The following is a 26,039-nucleotide window of genomic DNA, read 5'->3' on the forward strand; positions in this document are numbered from 1 at the left end:
GGGTGTGGTGCTTGGATGACCGGAGCTTGTGGGGTGATCCGTCCCAGCCGCCACGAAATCCGGGCAGTTGGGGACAGTGGGACGCGGAAACGGGCTATGACCAGGGGGAACGTAAGGGGCTTGGGACGCGTGAATGGGACGCGCCGGGCCGCACGGGGAAGGGGAGGAACGGGTGTCAGGGGTGTCAGGGGTGAGCGGGGCCGACGCGGAGGCGTTCGGGGAGCTGCTGCGGGGGTTCAAGGAACGCTCGGGGCTGAGCTACGGGGTACTCGCCAAGCGATTACACATGAGCAGGTCCACGCTGCATCGTTACTGCAACGGCAGCGCGGTGCCGCCCGACTACGCACCGGCCGAGCGGCTCGCCCGGCTGTGCCGGGCGACCCCCGAGGAACTGGTCGAGCTGCACCGGCGGTGGATTCTGGCGGACGCGGCGCGGGGCCGTAAGGCGCCGGGCCCCGACGATCCGGCACCCGCTGCCGCCACGGACGCCCCGGCGCCCGCCGCCGACGCCCCGCCGCCCGCCGCCGTCGCGGACGACAGCCCGCCCGAGCCGCCGTCCGTGGACGACGAACTCCCCGTACCCGCCGCGGCCGATGAACCGGTCGTCGGCGGCACCACCCCGCCCGCTCCCGTGCGGCGGCCCGGTCGGCGCCGCACCGTGCTGATCGCCTCCGTCGCGACGGCCGCCGTGCTGGGAGCCCTCATGGTCGCCGTGAACCTGCCGTTCTCCGGGGGCGACGGCGAAGGCCGGCGGGCCGGTGATGTCACCGTCCCGGCCACCGCACCCGCCACCACCACCCGGGCGGACGACCGGCGCCCGTCCGCGTCGGCCTCCCCTTCCCCGTCCCGGAGCCGGAGCGCGAAGACCGGCGAACCCTCCGCCCCTGCGCGGGAGTCCGCCACCCCCGGCGGTGCGGAGGCCCGCGGCGGTGGGGGCGCCCGCGGCGGTGCGGACGCCCCCGCGGTGGACGGCGGCGTACCGCTCAACGTCGCCACCCGCCCCTACACCTACGAGAGCCCGTGCAGCCAGCACTTCCTCGTCGACCGCGAGCCCGAACAGGTCGGCCCGCCCGCCGCCGAGCAGGACGCCCCCCGCTGGGCGGCCGCGAACGGCGCGGTCTCCTCGGGTGAACAGCGCGTCGCCCTCACCGTGCAGGGCACGGGCAAGGACACCGTCGTATTGGAGGCGCTGCACGTACGCGTCGTCGCGAAGGGCGCCCCGCTCGCCTGGAACGACTACTCGATGGGCGTCGGCTGCGGCGGTGGCGTCGGCACCAAGTCGTTCGGCGTCGACCTCGACAACGGCAGCCCCACCGTCACCGTCAGGAACGGCCAGCGCGACTTCCCGTACAAGGTCAGCGAGTCCGACCCGGAGGTCTTCTACGTCACCGCCCGCACCAATGCGCACGACGTCCGCTGGGACCTCGCCCTGAGCTGGTCCAGCGGCGACCGCCACGGCACGGTGCACATCGACAACAACGGCACCCCGTTCCGCACCAGCGCCGCCACCGGCCGCCCCGGCTACGACTACCCGCTGGGCGGCAGCGAGTGGATCAAGCGGGAGGAGTAGCAAGGCGGCCCCGCGGCCGCCCCGTCCAACCGCTCACACCGGGGGACGGGTCGGCCGGTACGCCCCCAAGTCCGCGGTCCCACCCGTCATTACGGCGTGCTCCCGTCCCTTAAGCTTCACCGCGGAAACGTCGTCCGTCGCATCGCCTTCCGTCGCGCATTCCATGACCTGATTCGCACCAGCGTCATACCCGCGCCTCGGACCGGCCGTCCGCCCGACGACGACGTGGGTGTCGCTGAATCCTCAGGAGGGATTCATGAGCCCGACCGACACCGACCCCACGCCCGGCTGGTACGTCGACGGCCGCTGCCTGAACTGCAACCTCGCCCGCCAGTACGCCCCCGGCCTCATCGGCTATACGCCCGGCGGCGATTACGGCGGCCTCTCGACGGTCCTGCGCCAGCCCGAGACCGAGGACGAGGTCCGCCAGCTCTACATGGCCGCCCACGCCTGCCCGACCCGTTCCGTGCACCCGCCCGCCAACGACTGGCAGCCGGGCTCGGACCCGTACCCCCTGCCCCTGGACGAAGCCGGAACCGTCCTGCTGTGCGGGCACGCCTCACCGAAGACCTACGGCGCCGCCTCCTACCTGCTGCGCCGCCCCGACGCCACCGCGATGATGATCGACACCCCGCACTGGCGGCCCGCCCTCGCCCGCCGCTACGAGGAGGCGGCCGGGAAGATCACCGACGTGCTCCTCACCCACCTCGACCACGTGGCCCACGGACGCCAGTACGCCGACGCGTTCGGCGCACGGCTGTGGGTCCACGAGGGCGACCTCCACTCCCGGCCCGACGCCGACTCCGTCATCCGCGGCCACGACCCGGTGGAGATCGCCCCGGGCGTGATCGCCCACCCGTTCCCTGGCCACACGGCGGGCAGCACGGTCTTCGTCGCGGACAACACGTTCTGCTTCACCGGCGACGCCTTCTTCTGGTCCCACTCCGAACAGGACCTGGAGGTCGCCGACAGCGTCGTCTACGACTCGATCACGACCCTGGCCGCATCCGTGGCACGCGGCGCCGAGGAACTGACCTTCGAGTGGGTCCTCCCCGGCCACGGCAGCTACCACCACCTCCCGGCCGAAGAGATGAGCCACCGAATGCGAGCCCTGGCCCACCGAGCCGCCACGTACCCGGAACAGCCGATCGACTACGGCAAGGTCCGCTACTGACCACTCGGCGGTGGCCGCCATGACCTGACCTTCGGCGCGAAGCCGGAAACCGATGCGCCTGGTGGGTCGTCTTGGGGGGTGGGGTCGGACGGATCGGACGTGACAGTGGTGGGGCGGCGACGGTGAAGGCGGCAATCCGGGGGTGGGTTCGGCGCTGGGGGCCGGGCGAGGGCGGCGAGGGGCGGTCGGTCTGGGCTCGGGGGCGGGTTCTGGGTGGACTGGCGGTGCTGACCGCCGGGTTGCTGGCGTTTCACCGGGCGGTGCCCGGCTCCTGGGGGAGTCTGCTGGAGGCGTTTCTGCCGTGGCTCGGTCTGGTGGTCGTGGTGCTGCTCGGCCTGGCGCTGCTGCGTCGTTCGGTCACCGCGCTGGTGGCGCTGCTGCTGCCGGTGGCGGCGTGGACGTACCTGTTCGGCGGGCTGCTGCTGCCCGGGGGGACGGAAAGCGGCCTGCTCGTGGTGCAGCACAACGTCAGCGATGAGAACGCCGACCCGGCGGGTACGGCCCGGGCCCTGGCGGACGCGGGGCCCGATCTCATCGCGCTGGAGGAGCTGGTGCCCACGGCGCTGCCGGTCTACGAGAAGACCCTCGCCCGGGAGTATCCGCACCACGCTGTGCGGGGCACCGTCGGGCTCTGGTCGAAGCATCCGCTCGCCGAGGCCCGGCTGTTGGACATCAAGCCCCGGGGGATCACGGAGGACTGGAGCCGTGGGCTGCGGGCCGTGGTCCGGACGCCGCGGGGCGAGGTCGCGGCGTATGTCGCGCATCTGCCGTCGGTCCGGGTCGGGGCGGGCGGCCTCGCCTCGTCATGGCGGGACGAGAGCGCCGGACTGCTGGGCGAGGCCATCGCCGCCGAGAAGCGGAAGCCGGTGATCCTGATGGGCGACCTCAACGGCACGGTCGACGATCGTGGGCTGGATCCGCTGACCTCCCGGATGAACGTGGCGGAGCGGGGCCTCGCCTTCAGCTTCCCCGCCGGGTTCCCGCTGGCCCGGATCGACCAGGTCATGGCCCGTTCGGCGGACGTCGGCCACATCCGCACCCTGCCCGCGACCGGCAGCGACCATCTGCCGGTCGCGGCGCGGGTCGCCCCCTGAGGCAGGCATCGGCCGGGACCTCCTACTTCACCCACCAGAACGTGCTCAGCGCGTATGGCCTGTGCCATGCGCGCTCCTCGTCGTAGCCGCTCGCCATTCAGCGGTGTGCCGGTGCGGGACCCCTTGACATGCCGCCGTGGTGAGGCGCACTCTTACCGCCCAATACGCAGAGCGCAATATATTGGAGCACGGATGAGCGCACCACCCACCCAAGCCACCAGCACAGACGCCCGGCCCGGGCCTCGGCCGGGGCTTCTGCGGCGATGTCTGCGGATGCCGATCGGTGTGCAGTCGATCATCGCCGTCGGGCTCGGAGCCCTCATCGGCGCTCTCGCGCCGGGCGTCGGCGAGCAGATGAAGATCCTCGGCGATCTCTTCCTCAACCTGGTGCAGGTCGTCGTCCTGCCCCTGGTCTTCCCGCTCATCGTGCTGGGCATCGCCCGCATGGAGTCGGTCAAGAAGGTCGGCCGGATCGCGGGCAAGGCCATCCTCTACTTCGAACTCGTCACCACGGTCGTCCTCCTCATCGCCGTGGGCCTCGCGAAGTTCACCGGCATCGGCAAGGGCGCCCCCGTCGGCGCCGCCGACGCCAAGGACCTGGAAAGCCTGGACCAGGGGATCGACTTCCACGAGCTGATCCTGCACGCGGTCCCGAAGAACATCTTCGCCGCCTTCAGCGAGGGCAATCTGCTCGGCGCGATCGTCTTCGCCCTGCTGGTGGGCGTGGCCATGGCCGCCATCGGCGAGAAGGCGGCCCCCTTCGCCACGCTGCTGGACTCCGTCGCCACGGTGATGTTCAAGGTCGTCGGGTACGTCATCCGCGTCGCCCCCTTGGGCGTCCTCGGGTTCCTCTCGTACGACGTCGCCCACTACGGCTTCGGCAATCTGCGCAGCCTCCTGGGCTTCATCGCCGTCGTCTACGCGGGCCTGGTCATCGTGATCGGCGTGCTGTTCCCCCTCATCGCCGCGATCTACCGCATCCGCTACGTCGCGCTGCTGAAGTCGATCGCCAACCTGGCCGGGATCGCCTTCGTCACCCGCAGCTCCGAAGCCGTGCTGGCCCCCCTCATGGGCAAGCTGGAGGACTTCGGCCTCAGCCGGTCGACGACCTCGTTCGTCGTTCCGCTCGGCTACTCGTTCAACACCGACGGCTCCGTGCTGTACCAGGCCGCGGGCCTGGTCTTCATCGCCAACGCCTACGGCGCCGACACCTCCCTGCCCGCGCTGCTCGTCATGGTCGGCGTGCTGGTGCTCCTTTCCAAGGGGATGGCCGGTGTGGCCTCCGCCTCCGTCGTCGTCCTCATCGCCGCCGGTAACAGCATCGGACTGCCCGCCGAGGGCATCGCCCTGCTGCTCGGTGTGGACTTCATCGTCGACATGGCCCGTACCGGCGTGAACGTCATCGGCAACGCGCTCGCCGCCGCCGTCGTGGACAGCTCCGAGAAGCGCCGCGAGGCCAAGCACGGACCACACGAGGCCACGGCCGACGCCGCCGCACCCGACGACACCAGCCCCGGCGACACCGGCCCCGCGCCGCGGTTCGCGCAGGCTCTCCAGAAGGACGACGCACGATGACCTGCCCGGTCGGCACGACGGAGATCATCGGCATCCTGGGCGGCATGGGACCGGCGGCCACCGCCGACTTCTACGCCAAGCTGGTGTCGATGACTCCGGGCCGCAGCGATCAGGACCACCTCAGGACGGTCATCTGGTCCGACCCCACCATCCCCGACCGCACCGAGGCCCTTCTCGGCGACGGCCCCGATCCCACCCCCTGGCTCCTCAACGGCAGCCGTGTCCTGCGCGAGGCGGGTGCCACCGTCATCGCCATCCCCTGCAACACCGCGCACGCCTTCGTCCCCCGCATCGCCGACGCCGTGGGCCTGCCGATCGTCCACATGATCGGAGAAGTGGCCCGCCACCTCACCACCCTGCGACCGGCCGTCCGCACCGCGGGGCTGTTGGCCACCACCGGCACCGTCCGGGCGGGCCTGTACCAGGAATGGCTGGACCGCTACGGCATCCGCCTCGTGCTCCCCGACGACGACAGCCAGCACCATGAGGTCATGGCCGCCATCCGCGCCGTGAAAGCGGGCACCCCCGGCACGGCGACCGCGTCCCTGGCCGATGCCGCACGGCAACTCGCCGAACGGGGCGCGCAAGCGATCATCGCGGGGTGCACCGAGATCCCCCTCGGGCTTCCCGCCGACGCGGTAGACGTTCCCCTCGTCGATCCGGCTGCCATCCTGGCCCAGGTCCTCGTCCGCCGGGTCCGGGCAGCATGAAGGCTGTAAGGGGCGGGGGAACCGCGGCGAACCGATGTATTGTACGCAATATGTCGCTCGACAGCCCTGTCTCCCGCCGTCTCCTCAGTGACGAGGTCTTCCACCGCCTGCGCGACTCCATCGTGCGCGGCGAGCTGCCCCCGGGGGAGAAGGTCAAGGACAGTGAACTCGCCGAACGTCTCGGGCTCAGCCGCACCCCGGTGCGCGAGGCGCTCGCCCGGCTCGCCGACATCGGGCTCGTCGAAGCCAAACCGGGCGTCTACACCCGCATCACCACCCTCAACCGCCGCGACGCCGAAAAGACCCTCGCCGTCCTGCGCTCCCTCGACCAGCTCGCCATTGAGACCGCCGTGCCGGTCATGACCGAGCAGGACCTACGGCAGATGCGCGACGCCAACCGCGACTTCGAGCAGGCCGTCGCCGCCAACGACACCACGGCCGCCCTCGCCGCCGACGACCGCTTCCACGCCGTCCCCATCGCGGCCGCGGACAACCCGGTGCTCAGCCGCATCGTCGAACAGGTCCACCCGCAGATCCACCGCATCCTCTACCGCAAGTTCTCCACGCTGCTCGGCGGCCGCAACACCATCGAGCACCACGACCAGCTCGTCGACGTCTGCGCCACCGGCGACGCCCGCGCCGCCGCCGAGCTCTCCGGACGGCACTGGTCCGAACTCGGCGGACACATCAACCAGCTCTTCGACACCAACCAATTCGCCGAAGACACTCCGGACCTCGCTGCCCGTGGGCGGTGATGGCGGCAGGTGGGAGCCCGTCACCGCCGGGGAGTCCGGGGCCGCCGTCTTCCGCTCCGATGACGGTTCGCGGTACGCGAAGTGCGTGCCCGCGCACCAGGTGGCCGCGCTGGAGGCGGAGCGGGACCGGGTCGAGTGGCTGCGTGCGCAGGGCGTTTCCGGTGCGCGGGTGCTCGACTGGCGCGTGACCGATGCGGGCGGCCGCCTGGTGACGAGCGCCGTGGCGGGCGTACCGGCGGACCGTGTCCCGGCGGCCACGCTCCACGCGGCGTGGGGGCCGATCGCCGATGCCGTGCGGCGGCTGCACGAACTGCCGCTCCAGGGGTGCCCCTTCGGCCGCGATCTCCGGCAGATGTTCGCCACCGCGCAGGACGTTGTGGCGCGGGGCGCGGTCAACCCGGAGTTCCTGCCCGTCGAGCAGCAGGGCACCCCTCCCGAGGAGCTGCTCGCGCGGCTCGCCCCGCAGGTCGAGGGCCGTCTCGCGCAGGAGGCCGCCGAAGCGGTCGTCTGCCATGGGGATCTGTGCCTGCCCAATATCCTCCTCGACCCGGCGACCCTGACCGTCTCGGGCTTCATCGACCTCGGCCGCCTCGGGCGGGCCGACCCGTACGCCGACCTCGCCCTACTGCTCGCCACCGCCCGGGAGACATGGCCCGATGACCGGCAGGCGACCACGGCGGAGACTCTGTTCGCCCGCCGCTACGGCAGCACCCTCGACCGCGACCGTGAGCGCTTCTACCTCCACCTCTACCCCCTCACCTGGGGATAGCGAGGAATCGCCAGGGGCGTGGACTTCCGGAGCTCCCATGTCAGGAGTTTGACATAGGCGGGGGTCGTGTTTACGTTCTTGATGTCAAAGTTCTGACATCAACGTCACGCGCCCGATCACCGGAGGCACCCCATATGAGTACCCCCATGACGACGATCTCCGTTGACTCCGACGTGATCACCGTGGTGAACGTCTTCACCGTCGCCCCGGAGCGGCAGATCGAGCTGGCCGACGCCCTCGACCGGGCGACCAACGACGTATTCCTGGCCGTGCCCGGCTTCGTCTCCGCGAACCTGCACGTCAGTCTGGACGGCCGCCGCGTCGTGAACTACGCGCAGTGGGCCAGTGAGCAGCAGTACGAGGACGCGATGCGGCGCCCCGACGTCCGGGAGCACATCTCCGAGGCGTCGGCGATCGCGGAGGCATACGATCCGACCTTCGCGCGGGTCCGTTCGGTCCACCACCCCCGTGGGCAGCGGGCATGAACCCCCGATGGCCACTGTCGGTGGGCGGTTTCCGGCCGTCCCTAGACTCCGTCCATGGAGATCCCTGACACCACCGCGCTCGCCCGCGACCTCGCCCCCGCCGGAGTGCTCCGCGCCTCCGTCAATCTCGGCAACCCCGTCCTCGCCCAGGGCACCCCGGACGCGCCCCGCGGCGTCACCGTCGATCTCGCCGGTGAGATAGCCCGGCGTCTCGGCCTGGACGTGGAGTTCCTCTGCTTCGACGCGGCCCGCAAGTCCTTCGAGGCGATGAGCACCGGCCGTGCCGACCTGTGCTTCCTCGCCGTCGAACCCGCCCGGGAGGCGGAGGTCGCGTTCACCGCTCCGTACGTGCACATCGAAGGGGTGTACGCCGTCCCGGCCGAGTCCACGCCGCGGACGCCGGAAGACGTGGACCGGCCGGGCGTCCGTATCGGGGTGAAGCAGGGCTCCGCGTACGACCTGTACCTGACGCGCACCCTGCGCCACGCCACCGTGGTCCGGGGCGCGGAGGGGGTGGACGTCTTCCACGCCGAGAACCTGGAGGTCGCGGCGGGAATCCGGCAGCCGCTCACCGCGCATCTCGCCGAACGGGCCGAACTGCGCCTGATCGAGCCCGCGTTCATGACCATCCGGCAGGCCGTCGGGACGACGAAGGCGCGGCATCCGGACACGGTGCGGTTCCTGAGCGAGACGGTGGCTCATCTGACCGCGTCCGGGTTCGTCGCCGAGGCCCTGAGCCGGTCCGGACAGGATCCGGCACTGGCCGCGCCCGCGGAAGGCTGAGCCCGCGGAAGGCTGAGCCCGTGGGGCGGACGGGCCCGCCGCTGATCCTCGGGTGCGCCAACGTCAGCGGTCGGGGGCGCCCAGCCAGATCGGGTTGGTCAGGGCGACCATCGGGCCCGGTACGCCCGACGCGCCGCCGTCCGCCGCCGGGTGGCGCACCTCGGCGCGTACGTAGGCCGCGTAGGAGGCTGTGGTCTTCCACTCGGCGGTGCCGGAGCCGGAGTCCGGGAGCGTGGTGGTGTACAGCGGGCCCTGGTCGGTGATGAAGCGGACCTGACGGCCCGCGCCCGTGACCTTCAGGCGGACCGTCACCTCGGCGTCCCTCGGGACCGCCAGCCGGTCCGCGATTCCGGCGTGCCTGCCGCGGCCGTCCACCGCCTCGAAGGTGAGGTCGACGTCCGCGGACTCGGCGATCCAGCAGCGGCCGGACCGGATGCCGTCCTGGAGGGCGGTGCGCGACAGGTCGTCGGCGAGGACGACGGTCTGGGGGAGGCCGACGGGCGCGGGCTCGCGGTGGGAGTCGCTGTTGCCGACGGCGGGGAGCCAGCGGCCGTCCCCGCGGGCGGCGGCGACCAGGGTGTTGTCCCACTCCAGGACGGTCGCCTCGTCGTCCGGGCCGAAGTCGGCGTTCCACACCTCGACCGCGTCGGCCTCGTTGAAGCCGAACTTCCAGTTGCAGCCGACGCAGGTGCCGTGCGGGTGGGCCGGGATCACCAGGCCGCCCGCCTGCCGGATCTTGCGGGCGAACTGGCCGAAGCGGTTGTCCCGCGCGCGGTAGCGCCAGTCGATGAACGTGCCCGGGGTGATGCCGAGCGCGACCACATGGCCGTTCCGGGTGGTGATCTCCTCACCGGTGATGATCAGCAGGTCGTCGCCCCACAGGCCCTCGAACGCGCCGTGGGCGGAGGTGGTGTTGTGCTCGGTCGTGGTGATGAAGTCGAGCCCGGCGGCGCGGGCGGCGGCGGCCAGCTCGGCCGGGGTGCGCTTGCCGTCGGAGTGCACGGTGTGCAGATGGGAGTCGCCCCGGTACCAGGCCCGGCCGCGCCCCTTGGCGCGCTGCGGCGGGTACACGGGCTTCGGGGTGGTGCCGGGGGCGCCGAACCGCAGGGTGACCGTGACCTTGTAGTCCAGGCCCTGCGGGGCGACCGTGTAGGGCCCGAGGACGACCTGCCAGGTGCCCGCCCGGACGGGCCCGGCGAGGTAGCCGGGGGTCGCCTCCGCGGCGCTGATGGCGAACTCCGTACGGGCGCCGCCGGACCAGCCGCGGAAGCCGCGCCCGCCCAGCTCCGTACCGCGCTCGTCGAAGATGCCGATATCGCACGCGTTCCCCTGCGTGCCCGCCGGGACCGTCGGCTTGTCGTACGAGTACGACACGGCGATCTCGCGGACTCCGGACGGCACCTCCACCGGGAGATACACGAAGTCAGGGGAGCCGGTGGGCAGATGGCCGGTGATCGTGCGGGACTTCTCATCGCCCCCGTCCGCCTCGTCGGCCTGCGCGAAGGACACCGGGTCGAGCGTGAGCACCCCCGCCGCGCCCGCGATGGCGGAGAGTCTGAGTACGTCCCGTCGCTGCATGCCTGCCCCCAGAGTCGTAGCCGTGTCACCCGCGTCACACCGTTGTACGCGGGGATGACATCCGCGGAAAGCCCTGTGGATAACTCCGTGGCGGTGAGGGAACATACGCGAGCCACATCGGCCAACCCGGAGGAGCGGCCCCTTCATGCGCATCGCGACCACCGTGTTCCTCACCGACGAGACCGTCCGCCCCGCCTGGCTCGGGCGCGAGCTGGAGCAGCGCGGATTCGCCGGGCTGTATCTGCCCGAGCACACCCATATCCCGGTCAGCCGCGACACGCCCGCCCCCATGGGCGAGCCGCTGCCGCGCCCGTACGGCCGCACCCTCGACCCGTTCGTGGCCCTCGGCCAGGCGGCCGCCGTGACCGAACGGCTGGGGCTCGGCACCGGCATCTGCCTGGTCGCCCAGCACGATCCGGTCGTCCTCGCGAAGAGCGTGGCCACCCTCGACTTCCTGTCCGGCGGCCGCTTCACCTTCGGCATCGGTTATGGCTGGAATGTCGAGGAGGCCGCCGACCACGGCACCGTCTGGGCCGAGCGCCGCGAGCTGGTCCGCGACCGGACGGCGCTGATGCGCGCGCTGTGGGCGGAGGAGCCCACGGCCCATCAGGGCCCGTACGCGTCGGTGCGGGCGAGCCTGGCGTACCCCAAACCGGTGATCCGGGAGCGCCCGCCCGGCGACCCCCTCACCGGGCCGCGCACCCTGATCGGCGGGGCGGCCGGGCCGCGGCTGTTCGCGCACATCGCCGCGTACGCCGACGGCTGGCTGCCGATCGGCGGCGGCGGTCTGACGGAGACCATCCCGGAACTGCGCCGCGTCTGGGCGGAGGCGGGGCGGGACCCGGCGGCGCTGGAGGTGGTGCCGTACGCGGTGCACCCCTCGCCGGGCAAGCTCGCCCACTACGCCGACCTCGGCATCGAGGAGGTCGTCGTGCAGCTCCCGTCCGGGGACGAGACGGAGATCCTGCGCACGATGGACGCGTACGCGGGGTACCTGTAGCCGGTCGCTGTAGGACGCAACCGTATTCCCGCCCCGGCGGTGAATTGTCGTGATCAGACCCACATCACCGCAGGCCCGGCCGCTCTGGCGATGTCGGACCCCACTCGTATGCTCGGAGGATGACCACGAGCGCGCAGGGAAATGAAGCGAAGTCCCCCACCGCCAACGCGATGCGCCGTGCGCTCAAGCGCGCCCGCGAGGGGGTCGCGCTGGACACCGCCGAGGCGGCGGTGCTGCTGCAGGCGCGCGGGGACGACCTGAGCGACCTCGCCGCCTCCGCCGCGCGCGTGCGGGACGCCGGTCTGGAGGCCGCGGGCCGCCCCGGGGTCATCACCTACTCGCGCAGCGTCTTCATCCCGCTCACCCGGCTGTGCCGCGACAAGTGCCACTACTGCACGTTCGCCACCGTCCCCGGCAAGCTGCGCCGCGAGGGCCACGGCATGTTCATGTCCCCCGACGAGGTGCTGGACATCGCCCGCCGCGGCGCCGAAATGGGCTGCAAGGAAGCGCTGATCACGCTCGGCGACCGCCCCGAGGACCGGTGGCCCGAGGCCCGCGAGTGGCTGGAGGCCGAGGGGTACGACGACACGATCGCGTACGTACGGGCCATGGCGATCCGCATCCTGGAGGAGACCGGGCTGCTGCCGCACCTCAACCCCGGCGTCATGAGCTGGACGGACTTCCAGCGGCTCAAGCCCGTCGCGCCCTCCATGGGCATGATGCTGGAGACCACGTCCGAGCGGCTGTGGAGCGAGCCCGGCGGCCCGCACTACGGCTCGCCGGACAAGGAACCGGCCGTCCGGCTGCGCGTCCTGGAGGACGCGGGCCGCAGCTCCGTCCCGTTCACCAGCGGGCTGCTGATCGGCATCGGGGAGACGTACGAGGAGCGCGCCGACTCACTGTTCGCGCTGCGCCGCGTGTCCCGCTCGTACCACGGCGTCCAGGAAGTCATCGTCCAGAACTTCCGCGCCAAGCCCGACACGGCGATGCGCGGCATGCCGGACGCGGAGCTGGAGGACCTGCTCGCCACGGTCGCGGTCGCCCGGCACATCCTGGGCCCCTCCGGCTGCATCCAGGCGCCGCCGAACCTGGTCGACGCGGAGTACGAGCGGCTCATCGGCGCCGGTATCGACGACTGGGGCGGCGTCTCCCCGCTCACCCCGGACCACGTCAACCCCGAGCGCCCCTGGCCCCAGGTGGACGAGCTGGCCGAGCGCTCGGCGGCCGCCGGGTTCGAACTGCGCGAACGGCTCGCGGTCTACCCCGAGTTCATCCAGCGCGGCGAGCCGTGGCTGGACCCGCGGCTGCTGCCGCACGTGCGCGCGCTGGCCGACCCGGAGACGGGCCTCGCCCGCCCGGACGCGCTGCCCGCCGGGCTGCCCTGGCAGGAGCCGGACGAGGGGTTCGCCGCCTCCGGCTCCGGCCGCACCGATCTGCACCGCACGATCGACACCGAGGGCCGCACCGGCGACCGGCGCGACGACTTCGACGAGGTGTACGGCGACTGGGAGGCGCTGCGCGAGGCGGCCGCCCCCGGCATGGTGCCGTCCCGCATCGACGCGGACGTGAAGGCCGCGCTGTCGCAGGCCGCCGACGACCCGACGAAGCTCACCGACCCCGAGGCGCTGGCCCTCCTGCACGCCGACGGGCCCGCGCTGGACGCCCTGTGCCGCATCGCCGACGACCTGCGGCGCGCGGCGGTCGGCGACGACGTGACGTACATCGTCACCCGCAACATCAACTTCACCAACGTCTGTTACACCGGCTGCCGCTTCTGCGCCTTCGCACAGCGCCGCACCGACGCCGACGCGTACACCCTCTCCCTGAGCCAGGTCGCCGACCGCGCCCAGCAGGCGTGGGACGTGGGCGCGGTGGAGGTCTGCATGCAGGGCGGGATCCACCCGGACCTGCCCGGTACGGCGTACTTCGACGTCGCCCGGGCCGTGAAGGAGCGCGTCCCCGGGATGCACGTCCACGCGTTCTCCCCGATGGAGGTCGTCAACGGCGCGACCCGCACGGGGATGTCCATCCGCGAGTGGCTGACGGCGGCGCGCGAGGCGGGCCTCGACACCATCCCCGGCACGGCGGCCGAGATCCTCGACGACGAGGTGCGCTGGATCCTCACCAAGGGCAAGCTGCCGACCGCGACCTGGGTGGAGGTCATCAAGACCGCGCACGAGCTGGGCATCCGCTCGTCCTCGACGATGATGTACGGCCATGTCGACCAGCCGCGCCACTGGCTGGGCCATCTGCGGCTGCTCGCGGAGATCCAGCAGGAGACGGGCGGCTTCACCGAGTTCGTCACCCTCCCCTTCATCCACACCAACGCCCCGGTCTACCTCGCCGGTATCGCCCGCCCCGGCCCCACCACCCGCGACAACCGCGCCGTGACGGCCATGGCGCGGGTCCTCCTCCACCCCCACATCCCCAACATCCAGACCAGCTGGGTCAAGCTCGGCACCGAGGGCGCGGCCGAAATGCTGCGCTCCGGCGCCAATGACCTGGGCGGCACGCTCATGGAGGAGACCATCTCGCGCATGGCGGGCTCCTCGTACGGCTCCTACCGTTCCATCCAGGACCTGATCGGCATCGCCGACCTGGCGGGCCGCCCGGCCCGCCCCCGCGGTACGACGTACGGGGACGTCCCGGAGGAGCGGCAGCAGGCGGCCCTCGCCTCGGACGGCCACCTTCCGGAGCTGCTGCCGGTGCTCGGCGACTGAGCCTCAGCGCTGCTGCCAGGCCGATTCGCGCAGCAGCCGCAGCCCGTTGAGGCCGACGAGGACCGTGGAGCCCTCGTGCCCGGCGACGCCGAGCGGCAGCGGCAGCTGCCCGGCCAGGTCCCAGACGACCAGCGCGGTGATGCAGACCCCGGCGATGACCAGGTTCTGGACGACCAGGCGCCGGGCGGTGCGGGAGAGCCGTACGACGGCGGGCAGGGCGGCCAGTTCGTCCCGTACGACGACCGCGTCGGCCGTCTCCAGGGCCAGGTCGGAGCCCGCCCGGCCCATGGCGACGCCGGTATGGGCGGCCGCCAGGGCGGGGGCGTCGTTGACGCCGTCCCCGACGACCATGACGTGGCGCCCGGCCTCGGCCAGCTCCCGTACGGCGGTCACCTTGTCCTGCGGCAGCAGCCCGGCGCGTACGTCCTGGATGCCGGTCTCGGCCGCCAGCCGGTCGGCGGCGCGCGCGTTGTCGCCGGTGAGCAGCACCGGCCGGGAGCCGGTCAGCGCCGCGAGCCCGCCGACCGCCTCCGCGGCGTCGGGGCGCAGCCGGTCGGCGAGGCCGAGCACCCCGGCCGGTGCGCCGTCGACCAGGACGGCGACGGCGGTACGCCCCTCCGCCTCCAGCTCGGCGACGACCACGTGGTCCGTGTGGTCCGTGGGCAGCAGCCGGGCGGGCGCCCCGACCCGCACCTCGCGTCCGTCCACGCTCGCGCGGACGCCGAGCCCGGGCGCGGAGCTGAACCCTCCGGCGTCCGGCAGCGCCAGCCCGCGGGCGCGTGCCGCGTCCACGACGGCGCGGGCCAGGGGGTGTTCGCTCGGCCGCTCGGCCGCGGCCGCGAGCCGCAGCAGCGCGTCCTCGTCCAGCCCCGAACCGGGCAGCGGGCGCACCTCGGTCACCCGGGGCGTGCCCTCGGTGAGGGTGCCGGTCTTGTCCAGCGCGACGGCGTCCACCTGGCCCAGGCGCTCCATGACGACGGCCGACTTGACCAGGACGCCATGGCGCCCGGCGTTGGCGATCGCCGACAGCAGCGGCGGCATGGTGGCCAGCACGACCGCGCACGGCGATGCGACGATCATGAAGGTCATCGCGCGCAGCAGCGTCGGCTGAAGTGCCGCGCCGAGGGCGAGCGGGACGGCGAACAGGGCGATGGTGGCGGCCACCATCACCAGCGAGTACCGCTGTTCGACCCGCTCGATGAACAACTGCGTGGGTGCCTTGGTCTCCGACGCCTCCTCGACCAGCCGCACGATGCGGGCGATCACCGAGTCCGACGGGTCGCGTTCGACCCGTACCCGCAGTGCCCCGGTGCCGTTGACGGTCCCGGCGAACACCTCGTCCCCGGCCGCCTTGGCGGCGGGCAGCGGCTCGCCCGTGATGGTGGCCTGGTCGACCTCGCTCTCCCCGTCCAGCACCCGCCCGTCGGCCCCGACCCGCTCCCCGGGCCGGACCAGGACCGTGTCCCCGACCGCCAGCGCGTCGGCGGCCACCGTCTCCTCGTCCCCGCCGGGCAGCAGCCGGGTGGCGGTCGCGGGCGCCAGGTCGAGCAGCCCGCGCACCGAGTCGGCCGTCCGCGCGGTGGCGACCGCCTCCAGGGCGCCGGAGGTCGCGAAGATGACGATCAGCAGCGCCCCGTCCAGCACCTGCCCGATCGCCGCCGCGCCGATCGCCGCGACGACCATCAGCAGATCCACGTCCAGCGTGCGTTCTCTGAGGGCCTTCAACCCCTCCAGCCCCGGCTCCCAGCCCCCGGTGACATACACCGCCACGTACAGCGGCTCCCCCAGCCACTCGGGCGCACCGAGCAGCTGCGCCACCAGCGCGGCCAGGAACAGCAGGAGCGCCGACAGCGCCCAGCGGGCCTCCGGCAGGGCGAACACACGAGTACGGCGGCGGGGTACGGCCGCCGGGCGGGCCGTCGTCGGCGCGGACCGGGTGGTGAGCGTGGACGTCATGGCCGCAGACGCTACCACCAACATGTGAACAAGTGTTCATGCATCAAGCGGTCCGTAGGATGAGCCCATGGGTCATGGAGTGCAAACCCCCGCAGGCGACGCCGAAGCCCCGCGCGCCCGCCTCACCCCCGAGAACGCCCCGACGGTCGCCGCCACCCTCCAGGCCCTCGCCACCCCGTCCCGCCTGCTGATCCTGGCCCGCCTCCGCGAAGGCCCCTGCCCCGCCACCGAACTCGCCGAAGCCGTCGGCATGCAGCAGTCCGCCTGCTCCCACCAGCTCCGCCTGCTCCGCAACCTCGGCCTGGTCACCGGCACCCGCCAGGGCCGCTCAGTCGTCTACACCCTCCACGACAACCACGTGGCGGAACTCCTCGACCAGGCCCTCCACCACGTGGAACACCTCCGCCTGGGCGTCACGGACTGACGTCGCCCGTACCGGTGATCAGCCGCAGCAGTGGCAGGCGTCCGGTGTCGCGGAGGGGGCCGCGCAGCAGCCCTTGCCCTGCCAGGCGTCGCGCCCTTCCTTGACGGCGACGGCGGCGATGACGAGCGCGGCGATCGGGTCGGCCCAGGACCAGCCGAGGGTCGCGTTGAGGACCAGTCCGGCGAGCAGGACCGCGGAGAGGTACGTGCACAGCAGCGTCTGCCGGGAGTCGGCGACCGCGGAGGCGGAGCCCAGCTCGCGGCCCGCCTTGCGCTGGGCGGCGGACAGGAACGGCATGATGACCAGGGACAGGGCGGCGATGACGATCCCGGGGACGGACGTTTCGGCCCCGCCGGTGCCCGTCAGGGTCCGGACGGCGTCGACGCCGACGTACGCGGCGAGGGCGAAGAAGGAGACGGCGATGATCCGCAGCGTCGTCTTCTCCCGCGCCTCACGCACGGCGTGCTCGCTCGCGGAGAACTGCCAGGCGACCGCCGCGGCGGAGGACACCTCGATGACCGAGTCCAGTCCGAAGCCGATCAGCGCGGTGGAGGAGGCCAGCGTGCCCGCGGTGACCGCGACGACCGCCTCGATGACGTTGTAGGTGATGGTGGCCGCGACCAGCAGCCGTATCCGGCGGGCCAGTTCGTCGCGGCGAGCCGGGGACGGTCCGAGGGATATCGCGGTCATCTCAGCAGCACCCCTTGGTCTCGGCGTCGGGGCAGGTCTTGTCCGCCTCGACGGCGACCACAGCGCTGCGCAGATCGTCCAGGGCGTGCCCGAGGCGTTCGTCGGCCAGCTCGTAGCGGGTGCGCCGCCCGACGGGCACGGCGACGACCAGTCCGCAGTCCCGCAGGCAGGCCAGGTGGTTCGACAGCCGGGTGCGGGAAATGCCGAGCGCGTCGGCGAGGTCCGAGGGATGCGCCGGGGACTCGCGCAGAGCGAGCAGCAGCCGGCAGCGGATCGGATCGGCGAGCGCCCGGCCGAAGCGGGCCAGCACTTCGATGTCGGGGGCAGCGGTCAGCATCCCTCGACAGTACACGCCATCCTGAATTCAGGGAATCGTGGACTTGGAAGGTTCCGGGAGGCGGGAATCGCGGCCCTTCGTGCACCGCTCACCGACCTGCGGGCGACGCTTCAGGTGTCGTAGCCGGTCAGGCCGTCCGCGTCCTCGTTGAGCCGCCTGAGGTCCACGTCGCTGAGGAAGGGCAGCAGGGCGCCGCAGTCGAGGCAGGCGCGGGCGAAGTCGACGTCGAACGCCGGGCGGAGCTTGTAGAGGCGCGGGCGGGGGAACTTGAGCCGGAGGCGGTCGTTCTGGCCTTCGAAGGTCCTGAGCTGCCCGACCGGGGTCAGTCGGCCGGATCCACACATTCCGCAGCGCAGCACCCCGGTTCCCATGGGGTGACGATACCTCAGGCGTTCGTGCCCCGGGGGTGGCGCGAACCGCCGGGGAGGGGGCCGCGCCCCGACGGCGGGGGAGCCGGTCGGGGCGCGGTCAGGAGCCGTCGGGCTGGTTCGCTTCGGCGGCGGGCTCCCGCAGCTGTTCGTTGAGCCGCTGGGCTTCTTCCAGCTGGTCTTCGAGGATGACGATGCGGCAGGCGGCATCGATCGGAGTGCCCTGGTCCACGAGTTCGCGGACGCGCGCCGCGACGCGCAGCTGGTAGCGCGAGTAGCGGCGGTGACCCCCTTCGGAGCGCAGGGGGACGATGAGGCGGGCTTCGCCGACGGCCCGCAGGAAGGCGGGGGTGACTCCGATCATCTCCGCGGCGCGGCCCATGGTGTACGCCGGGTAGTCGTCGTCGTCGAACTTGTCGGTGGCTCGCTCTCGGGGCTTTGAATTCATCCGCACCTCTTTGCTGGACGCGTCGAGGAGCCCTGGTGCCGTATGGCACCAGGGCCCCGAGGGTTTCAACACCATCTACCGGCGCCGTGCGCCGGCCTTCTGTGTCCGCTGCCTGCCCGAAGGGCGGGACGCGGGGATCGCGGCTGCGTGACCGGGGACCACCTTCCAATCCGGGGCCTGCGGTACCCGAGCGGACCAGGTCCGTGCCCGGGCGATCCTGATGGTGTCTTCTCCTCTCTGTTCTCTCACGCTGACGTCGTTGACTACGGGAAAAACCCTAGCCACAAGAGTGCCGCATGTCTACCTTCGCCGGTGCAGGTTTACCTCTATTGCCGGAACAGACCGGAGCAGACCCGGGGCGGCGCGGACCCGGGAGGGCCGGGGGAGGCGGGGGCGCGGGCGCGGGTGGTGCGCGGATCCGGAGCGCGTCCGTCCGGCGCCTCGGCGGTCCGGCCGCCAGGGGGGTCTCCGCGGGGCCACCGGCACTCTCCCCGCCGCTGCCGAATATGTAATGCCGCAACTGCAGAAATAGCCTCTGAATTGGTAGGGAGTTTTTACCTCACTTGCTGGCGGCTATCAATTTCCGTGCGTGATCCCGGTGTGCCGTGTTACTGTCGTTGGCAGTTGCAGTTGTGGTTCCCAGACTTCAAGTGTCCCCGTCGTCGTACGCGGCGGGAATGCTTTTGTATTTTCCGGTGCATTTCCGGAGGGGCGATCATCGCGGCGACGCGGGGTCCGCAAAGTGTGGGCTCCGGGCACTGCGCCCGAAGGAGATATGACATGGCTACTGGCACCGTGAAGTGGTTCAACTCGGAAAAGGGCTTCGGCTTCATCGAGCAGGACGGCGGCGGCCCCGACGTCTTCGCCCACTACTCGAACATCGCCGCCCAGGGCTTCCGTGAGCTGCAGGAGGGCCAGAAGGTGAGCTTCGACCTCACCCAGGGCCAGAAGGGCCCGCAGGCCGAGAACATCGTTCCCGCCTGACGCTGACGCGTGAGTGAAGTTGGGGCCCGCACCTTGGGTGCGGGCCCCAACTTTTGATTTACCTATTCGGTTCGTTCTGGCGATTCTTTTATGCGCGGCTCACGGCTGCCGAGAATTCCTCGACGTACCGTATCGAGGAAAGGTTTGCATGAATCGCACCGCCCGAACGAACCCCCGAACGAACCCCCGGACGAACAACCGCTCCGTCCGGCCCCGCTCCGGGGGGAACGGCCGTCGTCCCGCCGCGCCGCAGGGAGAATTCGCCCTGCCCGTCACCCATACGCCCGCGCTGCCTCCGGCCGAGACCTTCGCCGAGCTGGACATGCCGCCCGCGCTGCTGTCGTCCCTGGCCGCGGAGGGCATGGCCGTGCCGTTCCCGATCCAGGGCGCCACGCTGCCGAACTCCCTCGCGGGCCGCGACGTCCTGGGCCGCGGACGCACCGGCTCGGGCAAGACCCTCGCCTTCGGCCTGGCCCTGCTGGCCCGCACCGCCGGACAGCGCGCCGAGCCCCGTCGGCCCCTGGGCCTGGTCCTGGTCCCCACGCGGGAGCTGGCCCAGCAGGTCACCGACGCGCTCGCCCCCTACGCCCGGCCGCTGAAGCTGCGGATGACCACCGTCGTCGGCGGTATGTCGATCGGTCGGCAGATCAGCGCTCTGCGCGGCGGTGCCGAGATCGTCGTCGCGACCCCCGGGCGGCTCAAGGACCTCATCGACCGTGGTGACTGCCATCTGAACCAGGTCGGCATCACCGTGCTGGACGAGGCGGACCAGATGGCCGACATGGGCTTCATGCCCCAGGTCACCGCCCTGCTGGACCAGGTGCGCCCCGAAGGGCAGCGGATGCTCTTCTCGGCCACCCTGGACCGCAACGTCGACCTTCTGGTCCGGCGCTACCTGGCCGACCCGGTGGTCCACTCCGTCGACCCCTCGGCGGGCGCCGTCACCACGATGGAACACCACCTGCTGCACGTCGACGGCGCCGACAAGCACGCCACCACCACGGAGATCGCCGCGCGTGACGGCCGGGTGATCATGTTCCTCGACACCAAGCACGCGGTGGACAAGCTCACCAAGCACCTGCTGAACAGCGGCGTCCGCGCCGCCGCACTGCACGGCGGCAAGTCCCAGCCGCAGCGCACCCGTACGCTCGCCCAGTTCAAGACCGGCGACGTGACGGTACTGGTGGCCACCAACGTCGCGGCCCGCGGCATTCACGTGGACAACCTCGACCTCGTCGTCAACGTGGACCCGCCCAGCGACCACAAGGACTATCTGCACCGCGGCGGCCGCACCGCCCGGGCCGGGGAGTCCGGCAGCGTCGTCACCCTCGTCCTGCCGGGCCAGCGCCGCGACATGACCCGCCTCATGAGCGCGGCCGGTATCACCCCGCGGAACACCCGGGTCCGCTCCGGCGAAGCCGAACTGAGCCGCATCACCGGCGCCCAGGCCCCCTCCGGCATCCCCGTCACCATCGCCGCGCCGGTCGTCGAACGCGCCAAGCGCGGCGGCTCCTCCTCGCGAGGACGGCGCAGCCGCCCGGCACAGGCCCGCCGCGCCGCCGGCTCGGCCCGGACGGGGTCGGGAGCCCCGCAGCGGCGGTCCTCCCTCGGTTCGGCCGCGTGAGCCCCGAGTCCCCGCCCCGCGTCGCCGATCTCTCGGCCGGCCATCCGGTTCGGCTTCTCTTCGACCCTGATGAGGCACTATGCGCTGTGTCATCGCCCGCTTCCCCTTCGACCTGATCAAGAGTGAGGTTCAGGAAGCGATGGCAGGTATCAAACCCGAACCCGTCACGACGGGCGACATCGTGATCATCGGCCGCCGTCAATACCCCGTCAAACAAGTGGGCGCGATCATCACCCGTCAGGACCGTAGGGACTTCACCGCCGACGAGGTCACCCGAGCGCTCACCCGCCTCGGCTTCACCTGCCGTTCCCTTCCCGTATCCGCACCCGTCGCGGACGCCACTCCATTCGAGACGGCGTCGGCATTGCTCGGTTCCCCGGAACCCTCCTGACCTGGGGAAAGGACGCACAACGAGGGCCCCGACCGCACGCCAGCGGTCGGGGCCCTCAGCTGTCCGCATTCCGCGGTCCGAACAACGGAAGTCGCCCGCTATCCGGTACACCTTTTCGGAATGCGGTGGTCCGTCGCATCATTCGTGATGACGCCTTCACAAGGGGCCGTCCCATTGACGGCATCCAGAAGTGATCAAAGAGTGTCCATTACAGTTCAGAGGCACTCCAGGGCGATGCACGTACCGACGAAAAGGGGAAAGGTCGTGACCGCAACCGCCAGCGCAGCGACCGGCGTATGGGGCCGCGCCGAACAGCAGGACTTTCGCAGCCGGGTACGGGGCTGTCTGCTCGGGGGAGCGATCGGGGACGCGCTGGGGGCGGCCGTGGAGTTCTCCTCGCTGGCCGACATCCGGGCGAACCACGGCCCGCACGGCGTGACGGACTTCCTGCCCGCGTACGGGCGGCGCGGCGCGGTCACCGACGACACCCAGATGACGCTGTTCACCGTGGACGGCCTGATACGCGCCCAGGTGCGCCGCGACACCGGCGCCTGGCATCCGCCCACCGACGTCCACTCCGCACACCGCCGCTGGTACGCCACCCAGCGCGACTGGGGCCCCGACGAGCGCCGCGAGGACGACGGCTGGCTGGCCCGCGAGGAGTGGCTGTACGCCCAGCGCGCCCCCGGCCGGGCCTGTCTCACCGGGCTCGGGGACGCGACCATGGGCACCCTGGAGGCGCCCAAGAACCCCGAATCCAAGGGCTGCGGCGCCGTCATGCGCTCCGCGCCGTTCGGGCTGCTGGTGGGCTGGGAGCCGCAGCTGGTGTTCCAGCTGGCCATCGAGTGCGCGGCCCAGACCCACGGCCACCCCACCGGATACCTGGCGGCCGGGGCGTTCTCCCTCATCGTCCACGGACTGGCGCGCGGGGAGGCGCTGGACGGCGCCGTCCAGCGCGCCCTGGCCCATCTGGCCGGTCGCCCCGGCCACGACGAGACCACGGACGCGCTGCGCCGCGCGCTCGGCGCCGTACGCCAGGGGCTGCCGACGCCCGAGCGCGTCGAATCCCTCGGCGAGGGCTGGACCGGGGAAGAGGCGCTGGCCATGGGGCTGTACTGCGCCCTGGTCGCCGAGGACGTACGGCACGGTCTGCTGCTCGCCGTCAACCACGGCGGGGACAGCGACTCCACGGCGGCGGTCTGCGGCAATCTGCTGGGCGTGCTGCACGGCGAGACGGCGCTGCCGCCCGCGTGGCTCGCCGAGGTGGAGGGGCGCGGCACGATCCTGGAGCTGGCGGACGACTTCGCGATGGAGATGACCCAGGGCCCGGCCCTGCACAGCCCCGAGAGCTCCGCCCCCGCCTGGCTCAGCCGCTACCCGCGCGCGTGAGCGGGCGCGACGTCCCCGACACGCCCGACACGGGGCGGGAAACCGACGGAGGCCCGGAAGTGCGCGGGGCGCGGAAGGTGACCCAGGCCGCGGTCGCCAGGAAGGCGATGCCGATGATCGGGTAGACCGCCGTCATCAGCATCTGCGGCGGCGTCTGGTGCAGCTCGACCCGCTGTTTCACGCTGTGCGGGGCGTACCAGATCATGAAGGAGCAGAAGAGCAGCCCGGTCAGCGCCGTCCAGCCCGCCCAGGCCCAAGACGCCCGGCGGACCGTCTCGACGCCGAGCAGCAGCACCATCGGGACCGCCCACACCCAGTGGTGTGACCAGGAGACCGGGCTGACCATGAGGGCCGTGACGGCGCAGCTGAGAGAGGCCCACGCGCGGGCGTGGGGGAGGCCGCGGCCGTGCGGGAGCGTGTGGTCCTCGGCGAGCTGGGCGGCGACGGCGGTGGCCAGGCCGAGCAGGCCGATCAGCGCGGCCGCGGCGAGCCACCACAGGCCGGGGTCGGGGGTGTGCAGGAGGCGGGCGAGGGCGCCGCGCAGGTTCTGGTTGCCCGAGCCCTCGACGTCGCCGGGCCGGTCGGTGGCGAACAGGACCTCGGTCCAGAAGCGGCGCGAGTCGTACGGCAGCGCCACCGCGGACAGGCAGACCGTCCAGGCGAAGGCGGCCGTGGCGACGCCCGCCCGCCGCAGCTGGTCGCTCCCGAATCCGCGCCCGGACCGCAGGCGCCGGACGGCGTCGATCAGCCCGGCGGCGGCGAGGAAGACGATGAAGAGCCCGGGGGTCAGCTTGATCCCGGTCGCGATGCCGGTGCCGACCCCGGCCCAGCGGTGGCCGGTCGGGCGGGTCAGGTCCCACAGCACCAGGACGGCGACAGCCAGGTTGATCTGGCCGTAGCGCAGGGTCGTCCACACCGGTTCGCACCACACCGCGAGCCCGGCCAGGGCCAGGACGGCGGCGGCGCGCGGCGCCCGGCGCGGGCGGCCGACGAGCCGCAGCGAGAGGTGGGCCAGGCCGGCCATCAGGACCAGGTTGACGGCGGTGCCGAAGGTGCGCAGGACGCCCGTGCCCATGAGGGTCAGCGGGGTGAACAGCATGGCCGCGAACGGCGGATAGGTATTGGGCAGCTGGTGCGCGGTGGCCCGCATCTCGTACAGGTCCGCGGCATTGCGTACGGTCCAGCCCTCGGCCTGGTAGACCAGCAGATCGGCCATGGACACCTGGGCGGCCCGCTGCGCGATCCAGAAGCCCGTGAAGGACACCAGGCAGAACACCGCCGCGCACAGCGTGGGACGCCGGGTGATCATCTGTGTCGCGGTCACGGGGGTCGCTCCAGAGGTCCATGAGGGCGGCAAACGGCACAGGCGGCCGACGATAGTACGTTCCGGATGATGGCCCTCGAAGGGGGGACGGTTGCCTGGGCGGGCCGTGAAACTCCACCTCGGGGCTGATGGGCACAGGAAGGGCCCCGGCCACCGAAGGAGCGAAGGTGACCGGGGCCCACGTGGTGCCCGAAGCGGAGGCCGTCAGTCGGAGGCGCCCGCGACCGTCGTACGGCCGGTGGCGTCCGACGCCGGGACCGACCGCGCGGCACCCGCCGAACCCGGCCCGTCGTCGTCCGAGTTGAGCGAGGCGAGGATGGCGTCGCGCTCCGGGGTGTCCTCCGGCTTCAGGTAGCCGATGGCGATGAAGAGCACGAGCGAGACCGCGAGCGGGACGGCGACCTGGTACTCCAGGTTGACGCCACCGTCGATCGCGTCGTTGATCGGGTAGTTGACCAGGTAGAAGGCGATCAGGCCCAGGCCCCAGCTGGTGAGCGCCGCCGTCGGCCCGGACTTGCGGAAGGCCCGCAGCATGCCGAGCATCAGCGGGATCGCGATCGGCCCCATCAGACCGGCGACCCATTTGATGACGACGGTGATGATGTCGCCGAAGAAGTCCGAGTTCACCTGGGTGGCGATGCCCATGGACAGGGCGAGGAAGAGCAGCGTGGTGTAGCGGGCGGCGAGCAGCCCGGTGCGGGTGCTCCACTGCCGAACGGACTTGAAGATCGCGGGCATGATGTCACGGGTCACCACCGCCGCGATCGCGTTGGCGTCGGAGGAGCACATCGCCATGGTGTGCGAGAAGAAGCCGACGATGACCAGGCCCAGCAGACCGTGCGGCAGCAGATGTTCGGCCATTTGGGCGTACGAGTCGGCGGGCTTGTCCGTCTTGATGATCAGCGGTGCGACCCACATCGGGAAGAACAGCACCAGCGGCCAGACGAACCACAGGACGGCCGACAGCCGGGCCGAGCGCTTGGCGGAGTGGGCGCTGTCGGTGGCCATGTAGCGCTGCGCCTGGTTCCACATGCCGCCGTTGTATTCGAAGGTCTTGATGAAGAGGTAGGAGAGCAGGAAGATCAGGGTGTACGGACCGACGGTCGGCTCGGCGTGGCTCTCGGGCAGGTCGTCCCAGACGGTCCAGAACGTGCTGAAGCCGTCCAGCTCGTTGAGCACGGCGATCAGCATCGCGATGCCCGCCACGAACTGGATGACGAACTGGCCGAGTTCGGTGAGCGCGTCGGCCCACAGCCCGCCGACCGTGCAGTAGATGGCGGTGACCGCGCCGGTGATCAGGATGCCCTGGTTGAGCGAGACGCCGGTGAAGATGGAGAGCAGGGTGGCGATGGCCGCCCACTTGGCGCCCACGTCGACGATCTTCAGCAACACCCCGGACCAGGCCAGCGCCTGCTGGGTGGGGAGGTTGTAACGGTTCTTCAGGTATTCGAGGGGCGAGGAGACGCGCAGTTTGCTGCGCACCCGGTTCAGGCGCGGGGCGAAGAGGTTCGAGCCGATCGCGATGCCGATGGCGATGGGGAAGGACCAGGTGACATAGGAGGTGATGCCGTATTGGTAGGCGATGGCCGCGTAACCGGTGAACATCACGGCGCTGTAGCCGGACATGTGGTGCGAGATCCCCGACAGCCACCAGGGCATCTTGCCGCCGGCGGTGAAGAAGTCGCTGACGTTGTCCACGCGTTTGTGGGACCAGACGCCGATGGCGACCATGACGCCGAAGTAGCCGATGAGTACAGCCCAGTCGAGACTGTTCATTTCCCCTCCCAGGGGTCCGCCTTGTGAACGGGAGCGCACTTCGCCGCGACGTTCCTTTGGGGCGGTTCCCCCGAGCGGGAGCGGGGTACTTCCGGGATTGAACCGCTTGTTCGGG

Annotated in this window: 24 protein-coding genes; 16 read left to right on the forward strand and 8 right to left on the reverse strand. The window is 71.7% G+C overall.

Annotated features, from left to right (window positions below; genetic code table 11):
- The first annotated feature begins 181 nt into the window (after positions 1-181).
- The 9 genes from ACZ59A_RS08805 (at position 182) to ACZ59A_RS08845 (ending at position 8,915) form a co-directional block, all read left to right on the forward strand.
- Positions 182-1,570, forward strand: a complete 1,389-nt coding sequence (locus ACZ59A_RS08805) for a helix-turn-helix domain-containing protein (protein WP_470957819.1) — start codon at positions 182-184, stop codon at positions 1,568-1,570.
- Positions 1,571-1,826: 256 nt separating this feature from the next.
- Entirely contained in the window at positions 1,827-2,744 is a 918-nt protein-coding gene (locus tag ACZ59A_RS08810; protein WP_470955395.1) for a 4Fe-4S domain-containing protein, read from the forward strand.
- A gap of 134 nt (positions 2,745-2,878) precedes the next feature.
- Positions 2,879-3,838: an endonuclease/exonuclease/phosphatase family protein gene (locus ACZ59A_RS08815; protein ID WP_470957822.1), complete on the forward strand. Its 960-nt coding sequence runs from the start codon at positions 2,879-2,881 to the stop codon at positions 3,836-3,838.
- A gap of 273 nt (positions 3,839-4,111) precedes the next feature.
- The gene (locus ACZ59A_RS08820; RefSeq protein WP_470955397.1) at positions 4,112-5,413 is read left to right on the forward strand and encodes a dicarboxylate/amino acid:cation symporter; all 1,302 of its coding nucleotides are present in this window, start codon (positions 4,112-4,114) and stop codon (positions 5,411-5,413) included.
- A complete protein-coding gene (gene cuyB / locus ACZ59A_RS08825; RefSeq protein WP_470955399.1) occupies positions 5,410-6,123 on the forward strand; it encodes a cysteate racemase in 714 nt (237 codons plus the stop codon). Before ACZ59A_RS08820 ends, cuyB begins: the two co-directional genes overlap by 4 nt.
- A gap of 50 nt (positions 6,124-6,173) precedes the next feature.
- On the forward strand, positions 6,174-6,878 hold the full coding sequence (locus ACZ59A_RS08830; RefSeq protein ID WP_470955401.1) for a GntR family transcriptional regulator: 705 nt from the start codon (positions 6,174-6,176) through the stop codon (positions 6,876-6,878).
- On the forward strand, positions 6,862-7,647 hold the full coding sequence (locus tag ACZ59A_RS08835) for an APH(3'') family aminoglycoside O-phosphotransferase (RefSeq protein WP_470957825.1): 786 nt from the start codon (positions 6,862-6,864) through the stop codon (positions 7,645-7,647). Before ACZ59A_RS08830 ends, ACZ59A_RS08835 begins: the two co-directional genes overlap by 17 nt.
- A 146-nt stretch (positions 7,648-7,793) precedes the next feature.
- On the forward strand, positions 7,794-8,132 hold the full coding sequence (locus ACZ59A_RS08840) for an antibiotic biosynthesis monooxygenase family protein (protein ID WP_470955404.1): 339 nt from the start codon (positions 7,794-7,796) through the stop codon (positions 8,130-8,132).
- 54 nt (positions 8,133-8,186) lie between these two features.
- Complete coding sequence (locus ACZ59A_RS08845) at positions 8,187-8,915, forward strand: transporter substrate-binding domain-containing protein (protein WP_470955405.1); 729 nt, start codon at positions 8,187-8,189, stop codon at positions 8,913-8,915.
- Positions 8,916-8,978: 63 nt separating this feature from the next.
- Here the strand turns inward: ACZ59A_RS08845 and ACZ59A_RS08850 are convergent, their stop codons facing one another.
- The gene (locus tag ACZ59A_RS08850) at positions 8,979-10,493 is read right to left on the reverse strand and encodes a CehA/McbA family metallohydrolase (RefSeq protein WP_470955407.1); all 1,515 of its coding nucleotides are present in this window, start codon (positions 10,491-10,493) and stop codon (positions 8,979-8,981) included.
- A gap of 145 nt (positions 10,494-10,638) precedes the next feature.
- Between ACZ59A_RS08850 and ACZ59A_RS08855 the strand changes: the two genes are divergently transcribed.
- Positions 10,639-11,493, forward strand: a complete 855-nt coding sequence (locus tag ACZ59A_RS08855; protein WP_470955410.1) for a TIGR03619 family F420-dependent LLM class oxidoreductase — start codon at positions 10,639-10,641, stop codon at positions 11,491-11,493.
- A 119-nt stretch (positions 11,494-11,612) separates the two neighbouring features.
- Positions 11,613-14,213: a bifunctional FO biosynthesis protein CofGH gene (locus ACZ59A_RS08860; RefSeq protein WP_470955413.1), complete on the forward strand. Its 2,601-nt coding sequence runs from the start codon at positions 11,613-11,615 to the stop codon at positions 14,211-14,213.
- Between the two features lie 3 nt (positions 14,214-14,216).
- Here the strand turns inward: ACZ59A_RS08860 and ACZ59A_RS08865 are convergent, their stop codons facing one another.
- Positions 14,217-16,169, reverse strand: coding sequence for a heavy metal translocating P-type ATPase (locus ACZ59A_RS08865; RefSeq protein ID WP_470955416.1), 1,953 nt, complete (start codon positions 16,167-16,169; stop codon positions 14,217-14,219).
- A 67-nt stretch (positions 16,170-16,236) separates the two neighbouring features.
- Here ACZ59A_RS08865 and ACZ59A_RS08870 point away from each other — a divergent pair, with 67 nt between their 5' ends.
- Positions 16,237-16,593, forward strand: coding sequence for an ArsR/SmtB family transcription factor (locus tag ACZ59A_RS08870; RefSeq protein ID WP_470955419.1), 357 nt, complete (start codon positions 16,237-16,239; stop codon positions 16,591-16,593).
- Positions 16,594-16,611: 18 nt separating this feature from the next.
- On the opposite strand, the gene ACZ59A_RS08875 is transcribed toward ACZ59A_RS08870, so the two are convergent.
- The 4 genes from ACZ59A_RS08875 to ACZ59A_RS08890 form a co-directional block, all read right to left on the reverse strand.
- On the reverse strand, positions 16,612-17,283 hold the full coding sequence (locus ACZ59A_RS08875) for a cation efflux transmembrane domain-containing protein (RefSeq protein WP_470955422.1): 672 nt from the start codon (positions 17,281-17,283) through the stop codon (positions 16,612-16,614).
- A gap of 1 nt (position 17,284) precedes the next feature.
- Positions 17,285-17,620 carry an ArsR/SmtB family transcription factor gene (locus ACZ59A_RS08880; protein WP_470955425.1) on the reverse strand — a complete coding sequence of 112 codons (336 nt, stop codon included), beginning with the start codon at positions 17,618-17,620 and terminating at the stop codon, positions 17,285-17,287.
- A gap of 110 nt (positions 17,621-17,730) precedes the next feature.
- A complete protein-coding gene (locus ACZ59A_RS08885; protein WP_470955427.1) occupies positions 17,731-17,991 on the reverse strand; it encodes a hypothetical protein in 261 nt (86 codons plus the stop codon).
- A 97-nt stretch (positions 17,992-18,088) separates the two neighbouring features.
- Positions 18,089-18,436 (reverse strand): helix-turn-helix domain-containing protein, encoded by a 348-nt coding sequence (locus ACZ59A_RS08890; RefSeq protein WP_470955430.1) that lies wholly within the window; start codon positions 18,434-18,436, stop codon positions 18,089-18,091.
- 780 nt (positions 18,437-19,216) lie between these two features.
- On the opposite strand from ACZ59A_RS08890, the gene ACZ59A_RS08895 reads away from it, so the two are divergent.
- The 4 genes from ACZ59A_RS08895 to ACZ59A_RS08910 all read left to right on the forward strand — a co-directional run bounded on the left by ACZ59A_RS08895 (position 19,217) and on the right by ACZ59A_RS08910 (position 22,824).
- A complete protein-coding gene (locus ACZ59A_RS08895; protein ID WP_123105039.1) occupies positions 19,217-19,420 on the forward strand; it encodes a cold-shock protein in 204 nt (67 codons plus the stop codon).
- A 148-nt stretch (positions 19,421-19,568) separates the two neighbouring features.
- On the forward strand, positions 19,569-21,044 hold the full coding sequence (locus tag ACZ59A_RS08900) for a DEAD/DEAH box helicase (RefSeq protein ID WP_470955433.1): 1,476 nt from the start codon (positions 19,569-19,571) through the stop codon (positions 21,042-21,044).
- Positions 21,045-21,123: 79 nt separating this feature from the next.
- Positions 21,124-21,435, forward strand: coding sequence for an SCO5918 family protein (locus ACZ59A_RS08905; protein WP_470955435.1), 312 nt, complete (start codon positions 21,124-21,126; stop codon positions 21,433-21,435).
- A 234-nt stretch (positions 21,436-21,669) separates the two neighbouring features.
- Positions 21,670-22,824, forward strand: a complete 1,155-nt coding sequence (locus ACZ59A_RS08910; protein WP_468048902.1) for an ADP-ribosylglycohydrolase family protein — start codon at positions 21,670-21,672, stop codon at positions 22,822-22,824.
- Here the strand turns inward: ACZ59A_RS08910 and ACZ59A_RS08915 are convergent.
- Entirely contained in the window at positions 22,802-24,148 is a 1,347-nt protein-coding gene (locus ACZ59A_RS08915; RefSeq protein ID WP_470955438.1) for a glycosyltransferase 87 family protein, read from the reverse strand. The two genes, ACZ59A_RS08910 and ACZ59A_RS08915, sit on opposite strands and share 23 nt — an antisense overlap.
- 204 nt (positions 24,149-24,352) lie before the next feature.
- On the reverse strand, positions 24,353-25,924 hold the full coding sequence (locus tag ACZ59A_RS08920) for a sodium:solute symporter family protein (protein WP_470955441.1): 1,572 nt from the start codon (positions 25,922-25,924) through the stop codon (positions 24,353-24,355).
- Between the last annotated feature and the right edge of the window lie 115 nt (positions 25,925-26,039).

The organism is Streptomyces sp. NPDC040405, from assembly GCF_055595765.1.

Excerpts from the sequence above, each read along its gene's own strand:
- ACZ59A_RS08810 (WP_470955395.1), top strand. The coding sequence starts at position 1,827 with ATGAGCCCGACCGACACCGACCCCACGCCCGGCTGGTACGTCGACGGC.
- ACZ59A_RS08820 (WP_470955397.1), top strand. The coding sequence starts at position 4,112 with ATGCCGATCGGTGTGCAGTCGATCATCGCCGTCGGGCTCGGAGCCCTC.
- cuyB (WP_470955399.1), top strand. The coding sequence starts at position 5,410 with ATGACCTGCCCGGTCGGCACGACGGAGATCATCGGCATCCTGGGCGGC.
- ACZ59A_RS08830 (WP_470955401.1), top strand. The coding sequence starts at position 6,174 with ATGTCGCTCGACAGCCCTGTCTCCCGCCGTCTCCTCAGTGACGAGGTC.
- ACZ59A_RS08840 (WP_470955404.1), top strand. The coding sequence starts at position 7,794 with ATGACGACGATCTCCGTTGACTCCGACGTGATCACCGTGGTGAACGTC.
- ACZ59A_RS08845 (WP_470955405.1), top strand. The coding sequence starts at position 8,187 with ATGGAGATCCCTGACACCACCGCGCTCGCCCGCGACCTCGCCCCCGCC.
- ACZ59A_RS08850 (WP_470955407.1), bottom strand. The coding sequence starts at position 10,493 with ATGCAGCGACGGGACGTACTCAGACTCTCCGCCATCGCGGGCGCGGCG.
- ACZ59A_RS08855 (WP_470955410.1), top strand. The coding sequence starts at position 10,639 with ATGCGCATCGCGACCACCGTGTTCCTCACCGACGAGACCGTCCGCCCC.
- ACZ59A_RS08860 (WP_470955413.1), top strand. The coding sequence starts at position 11,613 with ATGACCACGAGCGCGCAGGGAAATGAAGCGAAGTCCCCCACCGCCAAC.
- ACZ59A_RS08865 (WP_470955416.1), bottom strand. The coding sequence starts at position 16,169 with ATGACGTCCACGCTCACCACCCGGTCCGCGCCGACGACGGCCCGCCCG.
- ACZ59A_RS08870 (WP_470955419.1), top strand. The coding sequence starts at position 16,237 with ATGGGTCATGGAGTGCAAACCCCCGCAGGCGACGCCGAAGCCCCGCGC.
- ACZ59A_RS08875 (WP_470955422.1), bottom strand. The coding sequence starts at position 17,283 with ATGACCGCGATATCCCTCGGACCGTCCCCGGCTCGCCGCGACGAACTG.
- ACZ59A_RS08880 (WP_470955425.1), bottom strand. The coding sequence starts at position 17,620 with ATGCTGACCGCTGCCCCCGACATCGAAGTGCTGGCCCGCTTCGGCCGG.
- ACZ59A_RS08885 (WP_470955427.1), bottom strand. The coding sequence starts at position 17,991 with ATGGGAACCGGGGTGCTGCGCTGCGGAATGTGTGGATCCGGCCGACTG.
- ACZ59A_RS08890 (WP_470955430.1), bottom strand. The coding sequence starts at position 18,436 with ATGAATTCAAAGCCCCGAGAGCGAGCCACCGACAAGTTCGACGACGAC.
- ACZ59A_RS08895 (WP_123105039.1), top strand. The coding sequence starts at position 19,217 with ATGGCTACTGGCACCGTGAAGTGGTTCAACTCGGAAAAGGGCTTCGGC.
- ACZ59A_RS08900 (WP_470955433.1), top strand. The coding sequence starts at position 19,569 with ATGAATCGCACCGCCCGAACGAACCCCCGAACGAACCCCCGGACGAAC.
- ACZ59A_RS08905 (WP_470955435.1), top strand. The coding sequence starts at position 21,124 with ATGCGCTGTGTCATCGCCCGCTTCCCCTTCGACCTGATCAAGAGTGAG.
- ACZ59A_RS08910 (WP_468048902.1), top strand. The coding sequence starts at position 21,670 with ATGCACGTACCGACGAAAAGGGGAAAGGTCGTGACCGCAACCGCCAGC.
- ACZ59A_RS08920 (WP_470955441.1), bottom strand. The coding sequence starts at position 25,924 with ATGAACAGTCTCGACTGGGCTGTACTCATCGGCTACTTCGGCGTCATG.